Raw genomic sequence first — 15,583 nt, 5'->3', positions numbered from 1 at the left:
TTCACCTCACTTGTACATCGTCTGGTTCATGGTTCCGGGGGCGTACGCGTCCGGGTCGACCCAGACGTTGATCAGCGACGGCTTGCCCGACTCACGGGCGCGCCGGAGCGCGGGGCCGATGTCGGCGGGGTCGCGGACCTCCTCGCCGTAACCGCCCAGCATCTGGGCGAACTTGTCGTAGTGGACGTCCCCGAGGGTGTTGCCGACCCGCTCGCGCTCCAGGCCGTACTTGGCTGCCTGGCCGTAACGGATCTGGTTCATCGAGGAGTTGTTGCCGACGATGCCGACGAAGGGCAGGTCGTAGCGGACGAGGGTCTCGAAGTCCCAGCCGGTGAGGGAGAATGCGCCGTCGCCGAACAGCGCGACGACCTCCTTGTCGGGCCGTGCCTGCTTGGCTGCGAGGACGAAGGGGATGCCGACGCCGAGGGTGCCCAGGGGGCCCGGATCCATCCAGTGGCCGGGCGACTTGGGCTGCACGACCTGGCCGGAGAAGGTGACGATGTCGCCGCCGTCGCCGATGTAGATGGAGTCCTCGGTGAGGAAGTCGTTGATCTCGCTGACCAGGCGGTACGGGTGGATCGGTGAGGCGTCCGACCTCAGACTCGGCAACCGCTTCTCGATCGCGGCCTGTTCGGCGGCGCGCAGCTCGTCGAGCCACTCCTTGCGCCGGGACGCACCGCCGTTGCTGTATCCATGAAAAGCATGCCCCGAGGCGGCTTCCGCGACCGACTTCAGGACGAGCCCCGCGTCGCCGACGATGCCGAGGTCGAGGTCGCGGTTCTTGCCGACGGTGCGGTAGTCGAGGTCGATCTGCACGACGGTCGCGTCGGGGGAGAGGCGTTTGCCGTAACCCATGCGGAAGTCGAAGGGAGTGCCCACGACGACGATGACGTCGGCGTTGGAGAAGGCGTACCGGCGCGACAGTTGGAAGTGGTGCGGGTCGCCGGGCGGGAGGGTGCCGCGCCCCGCGCCGTTCATGTACGCGGGGATGTTGAGGGTGCGGACGAGGTCAATGGCCGCCTCGGTGCCGCGAGTTGTCCACACCTGGCTGCCCAACAGGATCGCCGGCTTCTCGGCGTGGACCAGCAGGTCGGCGAGCTTCTCGATCGCCTCGGGGTCGCCGGCCGTGCGGGTCGAGGCGCGGTAGGCGCCGGGCTTGGGCACCCGGGCCTTGCTCACCGGCACCCTCGCGTCGAGGACGTCACGCGGGATCTCCAGGAAGGAGGGGCCGGGCGCTCCGTGGTAGCACTCGCGGAACGCCATCGACACCATGTCGGCGGCGCGTGCCGTGTCCGGCACGGTCGCCGCGAACTTGGTGATCGGCGTCATCATGTCGACGTGCGGCAGGTCCTGCAGGGACCCCATCTTGTGCTGGGTCAGGGCCCCTTGACCGCCGATCAGCAGCATCGGCGACTCGGCGCGGAAGGCGTTGGCGACACCGGTCACGGCGTCGGTCGTACCGGGACCCGCGGTGACCACCGCGCACCCCGGCCTGCCGGTGATGCGTGCGTAGCCGTCCGCCGCGTGGGCTGCCACTTGTTCGTGGCGTACGTCGACGACTTCTATGCCCTCGTCGACGCAGCCGTCGTAGATGTCGATGATGTGGCCGCCGCAGAGGGTGTAGATGCGGTCGACCCCCTCGGCCTTCAGGGCTTTGGCGACGAGATGACCACCGGAAATCACGTCCTGGGTGTCGTCGGGCATGGCGAAGTCCTGTCCCTTCGTAGGGGGTTGGAACGCTCTCGCGGTACATTGCATACAGTCGACGAATACTGTATGAAACTTGTTATCCCGCATCCGGTGGGTGGTGTCCAGGGGGCGTGCGGCACTTTTAGGTGAGGAGCTCGGATGGATCTGTACGAGCACCAGGCAAGGGGACTCTTCGAGGAACACGGCATCTTGGTGCCCCGGGCCGAGGTCACCGCCTCGTCCAAGGAGGCACGGGAGATCGCCCGCAGGCTGGGCGGACGTGTCGTGGTGAAGGCGCAGGTCAAGACCGGTGGGCGGGGCAAGGCGGGTGGGGTGAAGCTCGCCGCCGACCCGGCCGCCGCAGAGCTGACCGCACGCCAGATCCTCGGCATGGACATCAAGGGCCACACGGTCGGCAAGGTGATGCTGGCCCAACCGGTCGACATCGAGGACGAGTTCTACGTCTCGTACGTCCTCGACCGCGCGGCGGGCCGCTTCCTCGCGATCGCCTCCGCGGAGGGTGGCATGGAGATCGAGGAGATCGCCACCAGCCGACCGGAGGCGGTCGCCCGTATACACATCGACCCCGCCGAGGGCGTCACCTCGGCCAAGGCGGGCGCGATCGCCGAAGCGGCCGGCCTGCCGCCGCAGACCGTCGACGTCCTCGTGCGCCTGTGGGAGGTGGTGGTCCGCGAGGACGCCGTCCTCGTCGAGGTGAACCCGCTCGTCCGGACGAAGCAGGGGCAGATCCTCGCCCTCGACGGCAAGGTCACCCTCGACGACAACGCCCGCTTCCGGCAGGCGCGTTGGGGTGCCGAGGGGGCGGCACGCGACGATCCGCTGGAGGCGGCCGCCGCCGCGAAGGGGCTCAACTACGTCAAGCTCGACGGCGAGGTCGGCATCATCGGCAACGGCGCGGGCCTGGTCATGTCGACGCTCGACGTGGTCGCAGGCTGCGGCGCCCGTCCCGCCAACTTCCTCGACATCGGCGGCGGGGCATCCGCCCAGATCATGGCCGACGGGCTGTCCGTCGTCCTCTCCGACCCGGCCGTGAAGTCGGTGTTCGTCAACGTCTTCGGCGGCATCACCGCCTGCGACGCGGTGGCCGACGGCATCGTACGAGCCCTGGAATCCGTGCAGTTGACCAAGCCGCTGGTCGTCCGACTGGACGGCAACAACGCGGCTCAGGGCCGAGCCGTCCTCGCCGGGCACGCGCATCCGCTGGTCCAGCAGGCCACCACCATGGACGGCGCCGCCCGCCGCGCCGCCGACCTCGCCAACGCACGCTAAGGAGCCGGGACATGGCGATCTACCTCACCAAGGAGAGCAAGGTCCTCGTCCAGGGCATGACCGGCGGCGAGGGCATGAAGCACACCCGCCGGATGCTCGCGGCCGGCACGAACATCGTCGGCGGCGTCAACCCCCGCAAGGCGGGCCGTACCGTCGACTTCGACGACCGGGCCGTGCCGGTCTTCGGGTCGGTGGCCGACGGTATGCGGTCGACGGGAGCCGATGTCAGCGTCGTGTTCGTGCCGCCCGCCTTCGCGAAGGCGGCCGTGATCGAGGCCGCCGACGCCGGCATCGGCCTCGCCGTCGTCATCACCGAGGGCATCCCCGTCCACGACTCGGTCGCCTTCACGGCGTACGCCACGTCGAAGGGCACCCGGATCATCGGCCCCAACTGTCCCGGCCTGATCACCCCCGGCCAGGCCAACGCGGGCATCATCCCCGCCGACATCACGAAGCCGGGCCGCATCGGTCTGGTGTCCAAGTCGGGCACGCTCACCTATCAACTCATGTACGAACTACGGGACATCGGCTTCTCGACCTGCGTCGGCATCGGCGGAGACCCTGTTGTCGGCACGACCCACATCGACTGCCTCGCCGCGTTCCAGGACGACCCCGACACCGAACTCGTCGTCCTCATCGGGGAGATCGGCGGCGACGCGGAGGAGCGAGCGGCGGCGTACATCCGCGACCACGTCTCCAAGCCGGTCGTCGGCTACATCGCGGGCTTCACCGCACCCGAGGGCAAGACCATGGGCCACGCGGGCGCCATCGTGTCGGGCTCCTCCGGTACGGCGGCGGCGAAGAAGGCGGCGCTGGAAGCCGTCGGAGTGAAGGTCGGAAGCACGCCGACGGAGACCGCACGGCTGGTGTTGGACCGGTTGAATCTGCCGTGAGTGGCGCCGGCCCTCCCACGAGCGGTACGTGACGTCACTCATAGTTGATGTGGCGTGACTGTTGCGCTCCTTCGAGCGCAACTAGCTTCATCTGTACGACAGTTCGTACGTAGGACCGTTCCTGCCTCACCCCGCCCCGACTGTGCACCGAGAGCGGAGCAGAAGCATGGCATCAACCCTCATGCCCGGTTCCACCCCGACACCCACCCCCACGCCCGCCCTTCACCCTCCGACCCTCAAGGCGGGCACGTCCTGGAGTGACGCCTGGCGGCGTTGCCTCGCCGTCGCGCCCGAGGCGTTCCAGGACGACCGAGTCCTCAACCTCTGGAACGCGGCCTGGCAGCGGGACGGCCGGGCCCTGCCCGCGACCAGCCCCGTCGACGGCAGCCCGATCGCCGGCCCGCCCCGTCTGGACCGGTCCACCGCCCACCAGGCCGTACGCGCCTCCCTCGACCAGCACCGCGCCTGGCGCCACGTCCCGCTCGACGAACGGCGCGCCCGCGTCGCCGCCACGCTGGACGCCCTGACCGAGCACCGCGAACTCCTCGCGCTGCTGCTGGTCTGGGAGATCGGCAAACCGTGGCGGCTCGCGCAGGCGGATGTGGACCGGTCCATCGACGGCGTGCGCTGGTACGTCGACGGCATCGAGCCGATGCTGGCCGGCCGCATCCCGCTGGACGGCCCGGTGTCCAACATCGCGAGCTGGAACTACCCGATGAGCGTGCTCGTCCACGCCATGCTGGTACAGGCGTTGGCAGGGAACGCGGTCATCGCCAAGACCCCGACCGACGGCGGCGTCGCCTGCCTCACCCTGGCCGCGGCGCTGGCCGCGCGCGAGGGGATACCGGTCACCCTCGTCAGCGGCAGCGGAGGCGAGCTGTCGGAGGCGCTGGTCCGCGCACCCGAGATCGGCTGCGTCTCGTTCGTCGGGGGCCGCGACACCGGAGCCGCGGTGGCCACGGCCGTAGCCGACCTGGGCAAGCGGCACATCCTCGAACAGGAAGGACTCAACACCTGGGGCATCTGGAACCACACCGACTGGGACACGCTCACCGCGGTCATCCCCAAGCTCTTCGACTACGGCAAACAGCGCTGCACGGCATACCCGCGCTTCGTGGTCCAGCGTGAGTTGTTCGACGAGTTCCTCACGGCCTACCTCCCCGCGGTCCGAACTCTCCGTGTCGGCCACCCTCTTGCGGTCCGGCACGCCCAAGACCCTTACCCGGAACTGGACTTCGGCCCCGTGATCAACGCGGCCAAGGCCAAGGAGCTCCACGACCAGGTGGCCGAGGCGATCGACCGCGGCGCCGTACCCCTGCACCGCGGCAAGCTGTCCGAGGCCAACTTCCTTCCCGGGCAGGACACTTCGGCGTACGTTCGACCCGTCACGCTTCTCAACCCGCCCCCGTCGTCCCCGCTGCACCACGCGGAACCGTTCGGCCCGGTCGACACCATCGTCCTCGTCGACACGGAGGCGGAACTGCTGGCCGCGATGAACGCGTCCAACGGCGCGCTGGTCGCCACCCTGTCCACCGACGACCGGGCGACCTACGACCGACTCGCCCCGCAGATCCGCGCGTTCAAGGTCGGCCACGGCACACCACGCTCCCGCGGCGACCGCGACGAACTGTTCGGCGGGTTCGGCGCGTCCTGGCGCGGCGCCTTCGTCGGCGGCGAACTCCTCATCCGCGCCGTGACATATGGACCGGTGGGGGAGCGGTTGCCCGGCAACTTCCCGGAGTACCAGCTCATGCCGTGACCGGCGGGTCCGGCTCACGCCGTGATCGGCGCGTAGGGCTCACGCCGTGATCGGCGGCCGGGTGGTGCTCGCGTCCGTCGAGTGCCGCCCGGCGATCACCGGGTCGGCCGGCGTGATCTCACCGGGGCCGCGTCCCGGACGGTAGCGGTGGCACTCGAAGTGGAAGACGTCCGTCCTGGCTCCGCATGCCCCAATACAGTCGACGAATGGCCGACGATCAGCAACCCGCGCCCCTGGAGTCCCGGCTCGGATACCTCCTCAAGCACGCCCAGGCCAGACTGGCCAGAACATCGGCGGAGGCGCTGGCTTCACACGGAGTGGACGGTCATGAGCTGGCCGTACTGGTGGTGCTCTCGGCGGGGGAGTTGTTGTCTCAGGTCGAGGCCGCCGCGCGACTCGGTGTCGACCGGACCACGATGGTGTCGCTGATCGACGGTCTGGAGGACCACGGTCTGGTGGAGCGGCGCCGCAGCCCGCAGGACCGCCGTAAGAACATCGTCGAACTGACCTCCGAGGGCCGGGACTGTCTGCGCCAGGCCGAGAAGGCCCGCCGTGCGGCGGAGCGCCGTTTCCTCGCTCCGCTGGACGAGGAAACGGCGGCGTCACTCGTCCGGGCGCTGCGGACGCTGGTGCTCACCGAGCGGGAGTGACGGGAGTGGGCGGGAGCGACGGGAGTCAGCGGGAGCGGGTGGGTGGCGGAGGGGCGGAGTCCGGGCCCTGTGTCCGTAGCCGCTCGTGCACCCGCCGGTGGCGACTTCCCGCAGGTCGCGGGCCCTGCGTGGCCTGCTCTTCCCGGGGTGGATATGCAGGTGAAAGGCACTCCGAAAGCTTGGTATTGTTGTCCATGTCGCCGCGGGGAACACCCCCAACCAGGCGGCAGACACCTAGTCCGGGTGGCGGAATGGCAGACGCGCTAGCTTGAGGTGCTAGTGCCCTTTATCGGGCGTGGGGGTTCAAGTCCCCCCTCGGACACACACAGTGCGCATACCGGTGCTGACCGATTCTCGGTCGGCACCTTCTGCGTTTCATGGACGTCCGTCCGCAACTCGTGCTTGGACTCCGGTCGCCATTCTTGGAGCGTGGTTCACGCTGATGAGGCATGCATCGGCGAGAGAGCGCTCCCAGATCTCCTCACCGTTCATCTCCTGAACCAAAAGTGTCGCCTCCCATGCCGCGTCCTTCAGCCGAACTCCCTTTGCCCGCCGGTCGGTTCTGGGTGCTGTCCCGGCTGACCTGGCAGATCGGCCAGGACACCGTCGTACACCTCTGGCGGCTCGCCCGACCCACCTCCGAGGCGGCCGGCCTCCCTGAACACGCGGCGCGCGGAGTGTCCCGTCCGGGTCCGGTCCATCCCGTGCGCGAAGTCATGTCGCGCATCTAGTCATACCGACTAGTCGGTACTAGCCTCCGCTCGAACGGAAGGAGCCCCCACCTCCCGCCGCCCCCTCTCGTCCCCGGCCGTTCCAAAGGGAGCCGTATGCCCTCCGCCTCCGCACCATTCGACACGCGAGGCCCCGGTGCCGACGCGCCCGGCGCCGGTGCTCGCGGCTCGCTCGCCCGGCTGTACCGCCGTGACCTGCCGGCGTATCCGGCCACCGGGCGGCGCATGTCGTATCTGGCGATCGTGGTGGTCACGACCGTCGTGCTCTACTACATGCTCTACATCCAGTACGCGGTGGCGACGTCGATCATCACGCACTTCGACATGACCTACCGCTACTTCGTGTGGGTCTCGGTCATCGGGAACGCGGTCGGCGCCTTCGCCTCACTCGTGGCCGGCCTCGCGGACCGGTGGGGCCGGGCGAACCTCGTGGTCTACGGCCTGCTGGTCGCCGCGCTCCTGGTCTTCTTCGGGTTGCCCAACGCCGGTGACAAGACGACCTACTTGGTGCTGTTCGCGGTCGTGAGCTTCATCGAGGGCATCGTGCTGGTCGCGACCCCGGCGCTGATCCGGGACTTCTCACCGCAACTCGGCCGGGCCACCGCGATGGGCTACTGGACGATGGGCCCGGTCATCGGCAGCCTGGTCGTCACGTCGGTGACCAGCAGCACGCTCGACACCGCCGGCTGGCAGGACGAGCTGCGCTACTCCGGGGCGGCCGGACTGGTCGTGTTCGTCATCACCCTGTTCGCCCTGCGCGAGCTGTCGCCGGGACTGCGCGACCAGATCATGGTGAGCCTGCGCGACCGCGCCCTGGTCGAGGCCCGCGCCAAGGGACTCGACACGGAGGCGGTACGGCGCGGGGAGTGGCGGCAGATGCTGCGCCTGGACATCCTCGGCTCCGCCTTCGCGATCGCGGTGTTCCTGCTCCTGTACTACGCGGCGGTCGGCAACTTCGTCGTCTACTTCTCGACCACCTTCGGCTACAGCGAGCAGCGCACCAACGGCCTCGCCAACTGGTACTGGGCCGCGAACGCCCTCGCGCTGGTCGTGGCCGGGCTGCTCTCGGACCGGCTGCTGGTGCGCAAGCCCTTCATGATCGTCGGCGGGATCGGCGCGATCGTTGCCACGGCTGTCTTCGCCTCGCTTGCCACCCATGCGACGACCGGTTACTACACCTTCGCCTGGCTGTTCGTCGCGATCGGCGTGTTCAGCGGCGTCGCCTACGCGCCGTGGATGGCGAGCTTCACCGAGACCGTCGAGAAGCGGAACCCGGCCGCGACGGCCGCGGGGCTCGCGGTCTGGGGCTGGACGGTACGGATCGTCGTCGCCGTGTCGGCGGCGTTCATCCCGGTGCTGGTCACCTCCGTCACCCCGCTCGTCGAGCACGGCGCCGAGGTGGCGGCCGCGACGAAGCAGGCGGCCCCGGCCCTCGCCATCGTCGACGCCCACCCCCAACTCTTCGCGGAACTCGGCAAGTACACGCCGACCACGACGCCTCCCGCCCTGGCCGCCCAGGCCGTCAAGGAAGTCGGCCCCGCCGACCTGGCCGTCGTACAGAAGGCGCAGCCGCAGCTCAAGGTGCTCAAGGAGTACGGGACGAAGGTGCAGAAGGCCGCGAAGAACGGTCCCGGGGAGTGGCGCACCTGGTGGTGGATCTGCGTGGGCGGGCAAGTCCTGTTCCTGCCCTTCGTGTTCGTGATGGCCGGACGCTGGAGCCCGAAGAAGGCCCGCGAGGACGCCCAGGCCCACCAGGACGCCGTCGACCGCGAACTGGCCGCACTCGCCGGCAGCGAGGCCTGACCGACGTATCCACCAACGCCGCGGCCTGGGCACAACTGCCCGGCCACGGCGTATTGGTGACGTACGGTCAATTCGTTCCTGGTCGTGTCGGTTTGCTCAGCCGAGGGTGAAGTCGTCGGCGGTGACGTTGGATTGGCCGTACCAGCCGTGGACGAAGACCGTGACCGCTCCGCTGCCGCCGGTGGTGAAGGTGGTCTTGAGCTGGTTCCAGGCCGAGCTGTTCGACCAGGTGCTCGCGGAGGCGCCGCCGGTGACTCCGATGTAGGCGTACGGTCCCTGCACCCAAGCGGTCAGCGTGTAGCTGGTGTTGGGGGACAGGGTGACGCTCTGGTCGCACTCGCCGGTGCTGCCGGCGCTCGGGGTGACCTGAAGGCTGTGGCTGCCGCTGTGGACCGGGGTGGAGACCACCGCGCTGCCGCCCGTGCAGGTCCACGGGCTCGAACTGCCGCTCTCGAAGCCCGCGTTGGTCAGCGAACCCCCGCCGCCTCCGCCGCCTCCCGTGGTGGTGACCGTGAGGGTGTAGGTCGCGCTGTGGCTGCCCGTCGCGGCCGTACCGGTGACGGTGATCGGGTACGTGCCCGCGGCGACGGACGAGCCGACCGTCGCCGTCAGTGTCGAACTGCCGCCGGAGGTCACGGAGTTGGGGCTGAACGAGACACTGACTCCGGACGGCGCGCCGGACGCGGCGAGGCCGACCGACTCGGCGCTGCCGGACGTAACCGCCGTGGATACGGCTGCCGTTGCCGAACCGCCCTGGGGGACCGAGGCCGAACCCGGTGACAGTGTTAGGGAGAAGTCGCTGGTGGTGCCTCCGCCGCCGCCCGAACTGCCCTCGTACGGCACGAACGCGTCGGTGAACGCGAGGCTGTTCTGGCTGATCTCGCTGCACGTGGGCAGGGAGTTGGCGCTTCCGCTGCACGCCTGGTCGCGGGTGATCGCCCAGAACGCCAGCCGTCCGACACCGTTCTGCGCGGCGAAGCTCTCCACCGTCTGGGCGTCCGCCAGGGTGAAGGTGGAGCCGTCGTCGTTCTTGCCGATCATCGGCGTGACGCCGAGGTTGGCGTAGGTGTAACCGGAGTCGACGGACTGCATCTGCGCCAGCGTGGCCTTGGCCGCGGAGACCGCGCCCTGGCCCATCTCGGTGCCGGTGCCGGCGTAGTAGTCCATGGCCATGATGTTGACCACGTCGATCTTGATGCCCGCGTTCTTGGCGGCCTTGAGGATGTTGACGCCGTCGCCGGTCAGCCCGCTCGTCAGCACCGGCAGGGTCATGGAGAACTGCAGGTTCGGGTTGGACGCCTTGAGGTCCTTCATCGCCTGCATCTGACGGGCCGCGGCCGCGGTGTCCGCGATGGCGGCGCCCTCGATGTCGAAGTCGAGCTGGGTGACGCCGTAGTCGTTGATGATGGCCTGATAGCCGGCGTCGATGCTGCTCTGGGTCGAGCAGGTCCAGGCGAGCGGTTCGCCGCTGGCTCCTCCGGAGGAGACGATGACGGAGGCGCCTTCGGACTTGGCCTTGGCGATCAAGGGGTCGGTGTAGGAGTCGTTGCCGATGGGGAGCGTGTCTCCCCAGATCTGGTTGCAGCCGACGCCGAGCACGAAGGCCGCGGTGTAGGCCTTGAGCTTGTGTCCGGTGATGGCGGTGTCGAGCAGTCCTTCCTGACTGTTCGACATGTCCACGTAGGGAGCCACGGAGTAGACGCTGCTTCCCGCGGCGCTGCTCGCGGGGGCCAGGGCGACGGTGACGCCGGTGGCCGCGAGCGCGAGAGCGGAGACGGTGGCCGCGAATCTTGCCAGGCGCATGACAGTTCCCCTTTCGGGGTGCCCGCTGGGGCGAGGGGGGTGCTCGGGATATTGGTACATACCAAACAACTCGTGGAGCCCTCCGTCAAGAGGACTAGACCAACTTGGTTCGGTCGGGTCGCATTGCGTCAACTCCGGGTAGGGGGACGGCCGTAGAGGCGGTGCGTTCCTGTTCGGCTCGCGGGTCCGCCGGTAGGCGGACGCTCATCGTGGCGGCGTGAAAAGGGCCTCTGTTCAGGAGCTAAAGCTCCCGCAAAGACTCCGGCGGTTCAGCCCGGTCGGCTCGGTCGGTTCGGCTCCCGCCCGGTCTCCCGTCGGGGTGGTACGGGTCTACGGTCTCGGCGGCCGGGATTCGCGCCGAAACGCCGACCGGGTTCGGAGCCGCCGGGCGCGCCCCACTCGCCGGACCAGCCAGGTTCGGCGATTCCACCGGGACGCGGGACCCTCGCCGGGTCCGCCCGCGGCACCCCGCACTCAGGTCGTCGGCGTCACGCGCACGCCGCGCACCCGTGACCCCCGAACCCTGCCGTACCCCTTCCCGCCCGAGAACTCCGCCGCCAGAAACTCCCGCTCGCCTCGTTGACACACCATCAACACACCCGTTTCACTCGTCACTCGTGCATTGGCAACGTTGTCAGGCCGTGGGAGCGACCAGGAAATGTTGCCTGTCGTCGGCGTTCCGGTGCTCTCCGGTGCGCCGCCACTCGATCTGCAAAGCACGAACCGCTGCGGAGGCGACCGATGGTGAGACCCCGACGTTCAGCCGTGCCACGTGACCGCAACAGATTCCGTCAACGCCTCGCCGTGGCCTGCGTGTTGGGCATGACCGCCCTGCCGCTCACGGCGATCGGCAACGCCCAGGCCGCGAGCACCGCGACGCCGGCACTCGTGACGGACCCCGCGTCCCTCGTCAACCCCCTCATCGGCACCTCCGGTGCGGTCGACACCTTCCCCGGTCCCGACATGCCGGCCGGCATGGTGCAGTGGGGTCCCGACACCACGCCCAACCGTCCCGAGGGCGGCGGCTACGAGTACAACGACAACAAGCTCTCCGGCTTCAGCCTCACCCACGTCTCCGGACCCGGCTGTTCCGTCGCGGGCGACCTGCCGATCCTGCCGGTGACCGGTGCACTGTCGGGCGACCTCGGCAGTAGGTCCGTCGGGTTCAGCCACGCCGACGAGCAGGCCGGCATCGGGCGCTACAAGGTCACCGACGCGAACGGCGTCAAGACCGAGCTGACCGACACCACCCGCGCCGGTCTCGGCACCTTCACCTTCCCGGCGGGTCAACAGGCCAACCTGCTCTTCAAGTTGAGCGGTGGCGCCACACAGGTGGACGGGACCCGCGTCCAGGTGATCAACAACAAGGAGATCAGCGGCGCGGTCGACAGCGGTCACTTCTGCGGCGCGAGCAACAGGTACACGCTGCACTTCGACATCAAGTTCGACCAGCCGTTCACCGCGAGCGGCACGTGGGTCGGCGGCACCATCAATCCCGACGCGAAGTCGCTGAAGGCCGGCAAGGTCCAACTCTCCCCGCACGCGACCGAGTCGGCGCCGCTGAAGGAGAAGCACTTCACCGTCCCGGCGAAACCGGCCCCAACGGTCCACGGGACCGGTCCAAATGCCAAAGCCAAAGCCAAAGCCAAAGCCAAGGCCAAGGCCGCCGAGCCGCCCACGACCGGCGCGAACGGCATGTACCTCACCTTCGACACCGCCGCGAATCCCACGGTGAGCGCGAAGGTCGGCGTCTCGTACACGAGTGACGCGGGCGCCGCGAACAACCTCGCCACCGAGATCAAGAACTGGAACGTCGGCGCCGTGGAACGGTCCAACCACGACGCCTGGAACACCGTACTGAACAGGATCCAGGTGGGCGGCGGATCGGCCGACCAGCAGACGCAGTTCTACACCGCGCTTTACCACGCGCTGCTGCATCCCAACGTCTTCTCCGACGACAACCGCCAGTACATGGGCATGGACAACCAGGTCCACACGCTGGCCAAGGGCCAGCAGGCCCAGTACGCCAACTACTCGGGCTGGGACACCTATCGCTCCCAGACCCAGCTGATGGCGATGGCCGAACCCAAGGTCACCGCCGACGTCGTCACCTCGATGCTCAACGGCTATGACCAGACAGGCCTGTTGCCCAAGTGGGCCTCGAACAACGGCGAGAGCTACGTCATGGTCGGTGACCCGGCCGCCGGCATCATCGCCGACGCGTACGCCTTCGGCGCGACGGGCTTCGACACGACCAAGGCCCTCGCCGCTCTGCAGCACGAGGCCACCGTCCCCAACAACGACCGCCCCGGCGAGTCCGTCCGGGACGCGAAGGGCTACCTCCCGCTGGACGAGAACGACTACGGCTGCTGCAACTTCTACGGCCCCGTCTCCACCCAACTGGAGTACGACTCCGCCGACTACGCCATCGCCGCCTTCGCGAAGTCGCTGGGCAAGACGTCCGTCTACCAGAAGTTCGCCACCCGCGCCCAGGACTGGATGAACGTCTTCAACCCGCAGACCGGTTACATGCAGGGCAAGAACAAGGACGGCCAGTTCGCGGGCGGTTTCACCCCCGGCACCTCCAACGGCTTCGTCGAGGGCACCTCCGCGCAGTACACGCCGATGGTCCCGTTCAACCTGCAGCAGCTCATCCAGGCCCGCGGCGGCGCCAAGGCGTACTCGTCGTACCTGGACAGCCTGCTCGACGACATCACCGCCCCCGGCAACACCGACGCCGACCTCAGCAACGAGCCCAGCGTCGAGATCCCCTGGGAGTACGACTACACCGGCCAGCCCTGGAAGACGCAGGCGGCCGTCCGCGAGGCGCAGCAGAAGCTGTACTTCAACGCCCCGGTCGGCTCGTTCGGCAACGACGACCTCGGCGCGATGAGTTCCTGGTACGTCTGGTCCGAGCTCGGCATGTACCCGGAGACCCCGGGCACCGACACCCTGGCGCTCGGCAGCCCGGCGTTCCCGACGGCCAAGGTGACCTTCGGCAGCGGAAAGACGGTGCGGATCAACGCGCCGCAGGCCGCGCCCGATGCGCCCTACGTGCAGTCGCTCGGCGTCAACGGCAAAGCCTGGAACACCTCTTGGCTGACGTACCAGAAGTTCCAGGGCGCGGGCACGCTCGACTTCACGCTCGGCACGCAGCCCAACACGGCCTGGGCATCCGGTCCTTCGGCGGCGCCGCCGTCGGACACCACGGGTGGCGGCCGGGTGCTGGCCGCGGCCGGTCCCTCCAACGGCCTTGTGCTGCAACCGGGTTCGGCCGGTGACGGCACGCTCGACCTGACCAACCTCGGCAGCGCGGCCGTCACGGTCGACTGGAAGGCGACGGCTCCCTCCGGTGCCACGCCGGCCCCGGCATCCGGATCGCTGACGGTGCCCGCGGCGGGCAGCGCCGAGGCGAAGGTCAAGGTGACGGCGGGCGCGGACGAGGGTCTGTTCCCGGTCACGTTCGCGCTGACCGACCACACCTCCGGTGCGACGCTGGCCGGGGCGACCCTCCGGGTGGCCGTGGCCAAGGCCGGTGCGCTGTGGCCGTACAACACGAACGAGGGCGTCTATCCCGACGGTGCCACCTTCTCGGGCGGCTTCGACGGCGGGGGTTGGGCCTTCTCGCAGAACGCGTTGGCGGCCGCGGGTGTCACGAGTGGCTCGCCGCTCACGGTCGACGGCATCAACTACACCTGGCCGACCGTGACTTCGGGTCAGTTGGACAACCTGGAGATGGCCGGCCAGACCATCTCGATGCCGGCCGGTACGTCCGGTGCGTCGCTCGGTCTGCTCGGCACGGCGACCAACGCGCCGACCGACGGCAGCGGCGTCTCGGGCACGGTGACCGTCACCTACACCGACGGCACCACCTCCCAGGGGACGGTCGCCTTCCCGGACTGGACCCTCAACGGCGGTTCCAGCAAGCCGATTCCGGGCGACACGACCGCCGCCACGACGGCCTACCGGAACACCGGGAGCGGGGGCCGGGACGGCGTGAAGACCTACGTCTTCGCCGCGAAGGTCTCGCTGGACTCGTCCAAGCAGGTCGCGTCGATCACGCTGCCGGTGACGGGTTCGACGGGCACGGACCACTTGTTCTCGTACGGCTTCGGCCAGTAGCCAGTAGCCAGTAGCCAGTAGTTAGTGGCCAGTGGCCAACAGCCAATAACCGAGAGCTAGTTATCGAAGGTGGACCAGGATCCGGCCCGCGTTGGTCGGGTCCTGTTCCACGCGGGCGTAGAGCTTCTTGATGTGCTTCTGCGCCAGCACGGCCAGCACTCGCTTCTTCAGCTGGCCCGTCCCCTTGCCCGGGATGATCTGGATGGTGTCGACGCCGGTGGCGGCGGCTTTGAAGAGGGTCTGCCGCAGGGCCGTGTCGATGTCGCGATCGCTGCGGAAGTAGGGGTGCAGATCCAGGGTGATCAGGGTCATCGCCTCCGGGGTGTTCTCCAACTTTGGTTCTACGAGGCGGTCGTCCCGTAGCGCGAGGACGGAGCCTCGCTCCGACCCTAGGCTCGATCACGTCGAGAGAGCGACAGCTCTTCCGTGGCACCGGCCGGCGCCTGTCCAATTCCCCGAGAACGAAGAGGTGGCGTCGGCTGCGCCGAAGTCCCCTTCGCCAAGGGCGACTTCGCCTATCTGCGGGACTCCACGAAGCAGGCCAACGCGGCGCCGCGACGCCAGGCGACGGCCGAGGGTGTGCACGCGTCCTACGCGGACACCTGCACGGCGACGGTGGGCCACGGCATGTGCCGGTCTCGCGAGGAGCGATGGGTCGAGTCGCTCAGCCCCGCTGCCAACACCGCAGCCGCGCACCCCAACGAGTCCGGCCAGTTCGCCATGGCCATCGCCACCCTGCGGCAGATCTGCAAGCCGTAGGCGACAGACGACACCGGACGGACGACAGCGCCTCAAGGCGTACATCCCGAGGCTGACAGGCCGCCCGGATATCCGCCGGAGGCC

The 15,583-nt window shown here is 68.9% G+C and carries 11 protein-coding genes and 1 tRNA gene; 9 read left to right on the top strand and 3 right to left on the bottom strand.

Annotated features, from left to right (window positions below; all coding sequences use genetic code 11):
- Window positions 1-6: 6 nt before the first annotated feature.
- Window positions 7-1,704, bottom strand: coding sequence for a thiamine pyrophosphate-binding protein (locus OG226_RS10360; protein WP_329348681.1), 1,698 nt, complete (start codon window positions 1,702-1,704; stop codon window positions 7-9).
- Window positions 1,705-1,848: 144 nt separating this feature from the next.
- Here OG226_RS10360 and sucC point away from each other — a divergent pair, with 144 nt between their 5' ends.
- The 7 genes from sucC to OG226_RS10325 all read left to right on the top strand — a co-directional run bounded on the left by sucC (window position 1,849) and on the right by OG226_RS10325 (window position 8,815).
- Window positions 1,849-2,979, top strand: coding sequence for an ADP-forming succinate--CoA ligase subunit beta (gene sucC / locus OG226_RS10355; RefSeq protein ID WP_328676569.1), 1,131 nt, complete (start codon window positions 1,849-1,851; stop codon window positions 2,977-2,979).
- An 11-nt stretch (window positions 2,980-2,990) separates the two neighbouring features.
- The gene (gene sucD / locus OG226_RS10350; protein ID WP_328676568.1) at window positions 2,991-3,872 is read left to right on the top strand and encodes a succinate--CoA ligase subunit alpha; all 882 of its coding nucleotides are present in this window, start codon (window positions 2,991-2,993) and stop codon (window positions 3,870-3,872) included.
- A 181-nt stretch (window positions 3,873-4,053) separates the two neighbouring features.
- Window positions 4,054-5,631, top strand: a complete 1,578-nt coding sequence (locus OG226_RS10345; protein WP_328686278.1) for an aldehyde dehydrogenase family protein — start codon at window positions 4,054-4,056, stop codon at window positions 5,629-5,631.
- A 206-nt stretch (window positions 5,632-5,837) separates the two neighbouring features.
- Window positions 5,838-6,281, top strand: coding sequence for a MarR family winged helix-turn-helix transcriptional regulator (locus tag OG226_RS10340; protein ID WP_328676567.1), 444 nt, complete (start codon window positions 5,838-5,840; stop codon window positions 6,279-6,281).
- A gap of 237 nt (window positions 6,282-6,518) precedes the next feature.
- A tRNA-Leu gene (locus tag OG226_RS10335) sits at window positions 6,519-6,603 on the top strand.
- A 196-nt stretch (window positions 6,604-6,799) separates the two neighbouring features.
- A complete protein-coding gene (locus OG226_RS10330) occupies window positions 6,800-7,012 on the top strand; it encodes a hypothetical protein (RefSeq protein WP_328676565.1) in 213 nt (70 codons plus the stop codon).
- Window positions 7,013-7,108: 96 nt separating this feature from the next.
- Window positions 7,109-8,815, top strand: a complete 1,707-nt coding sequence (locus OG226_RS10325; protein ID WP_328676563.1) for an MFS transporter — start codon at window positions 7,109-7,111, stop codon at window positions 8,813-8,815.
- A gap of 96 nt (window positions 8,816-8,911) precedes the next feature.
- Here OG226_RS10325 and OG226_RS10320 read toward each other — a convergent pair whose 3' ends face one another.
- On the bottom strand, window positions 8,912-10,618 hold the full coding sequence (locus OG226_RS10320; RefSeq protein ID WP_329348680.1) for a carbohydrate binding domain-containing protein: 1,707 nt from the start codon (window positions 10,616-10,618) through the stop codon (window positions 8,912-8,914).
- 822 nt (window positions 10,619-11,440) lie between these two features.
- Between OG226_RS10320 and OG226_RS10315 the strand changes: the two genes are divergently transcribed.
- Complete coding sequence (locus OG226_RS10315; protein ID WP_329348679.1) at window positions 11,441-14,740, top strand: lectin; 3,300 nt, start codon at window positions 11,441-11,443, stop codon at window positions 14,738-14,740.
- A gap of 60 nt (window positions 14,741-14,800) precedes the next feature.
- Here OG226_RS10315 and OG226_RS10310 read toward each other — a convergent pair whose 3' ends face one another.
- The gene (locus OG226_RS10310) at window positions 14,801-15,052 is read right to left on the bottom strand and encodes a Smr/MutS family protein (protein WP_328676557.1); all 252 of its coding nucleotides are present in this window, start codon (window positions 15,050-15,052) and stop codon (window positions 14,801-14,803) included.
- 114 nt (window positions 15,053-15,166) lie between these two features.
- On the opposite strand from OG226_RS10310, the gene OG226_RS10305 reads away from it, so the two are divergent.
- Window positions 15,167-15,499: a hypothetical protein gene (locus OG226_RS10305; protein ID WP_329348678.1), complete on the top strand. Its 333-nt coding sequence runs from the start codon at window positions 15,167-15,169 to the stop codon at window positions 15,497-15,499.
- Window positions 15,500-15,583 lie beyond the last annotated feature (84 nt).

It is taken from the genome of Streptomyces sp. NBC_01261 (assembly GCF_036226385.1).
Lineage (GTDB): Bacteria > Actinomycetota > Actinomycetes > Streptomycetales > Streptomycetaceae > Streptomyces.
This window is presented reverse-complemented; position numbering and strand designations above follow the sequence as displayed.

Bases quoted from the DNA above. Each gene is read 5' to 3' on its own strand.
- OG226_RS10360 (WP_329348681.1), bottom strand. From the start codon at position 1,704: ATGCCCGACGACACCCAGGACGTGATTTCCGGTGGTCATCTCGTCGCC.
- sucC (WP_328676569.1), top strand. From the start codon at position 1,849: ATGGATCTGTACGAGCACCAGGCAAGGGGACTCTTCGAGGAACACGGC.
- sucD (WP_328676568.1), top strand. From the start codon at position 2,991: ATGGCGATCTACCTCACCAAGGAGAGCAAGGTCCTCGTCCAGGGCATG.
- OG226_RS10345 (WP_328686278.1), top strand. From the start codon at position 4,054: ATGCCCGGTTCCACCCCGACACCCACCCCCACGCCCGCCCTTCACCCT.
- OG226_RS10340 (WP_328676567.1), top strand. From the start codon at position 5,838: ATGGCCGACGATCAGCAACCCGCGCCCCTGGAGTCCCGGCTCGGATAC.
- OG226_RS10330 (WP_328676565.1), top strand. From the start codon at position 6,800: ATGCCGCGTCCTTCAGCCGAACTCCCTTTGCCCGCCGGTCGGTTCTGG.
- OG226_RS10325 (WP_328676563.1), top strand. From the start codon at position 7,109: ATGCCCTCCGCCTCCGCACCATTCGACACGCGAGGCCCCGGTGCCGAC.
- OG226_RS10320 (WP_329348680.1), bottom strand. From the start codon at position 10,618: ATGCGCCTGGCAAGATTCGCGGCCACCGTCTCCGCTCTCGCGCTCGCG.
- OG226_RS10315 (WP_329348679.1), top strand. From the start codon at position 11,441: ATGACCGCCCTGCCGCTCACGGCGATCGGCAACGCCCAGGCCGCGAGC.
- OG226_RS10310 (WP_328676557.1), bottom strand. From the start codon at position 15,052: ATGACCCTGATCACCCTGGATCTGCACCCCTACTTCCGCAGCGATCGC.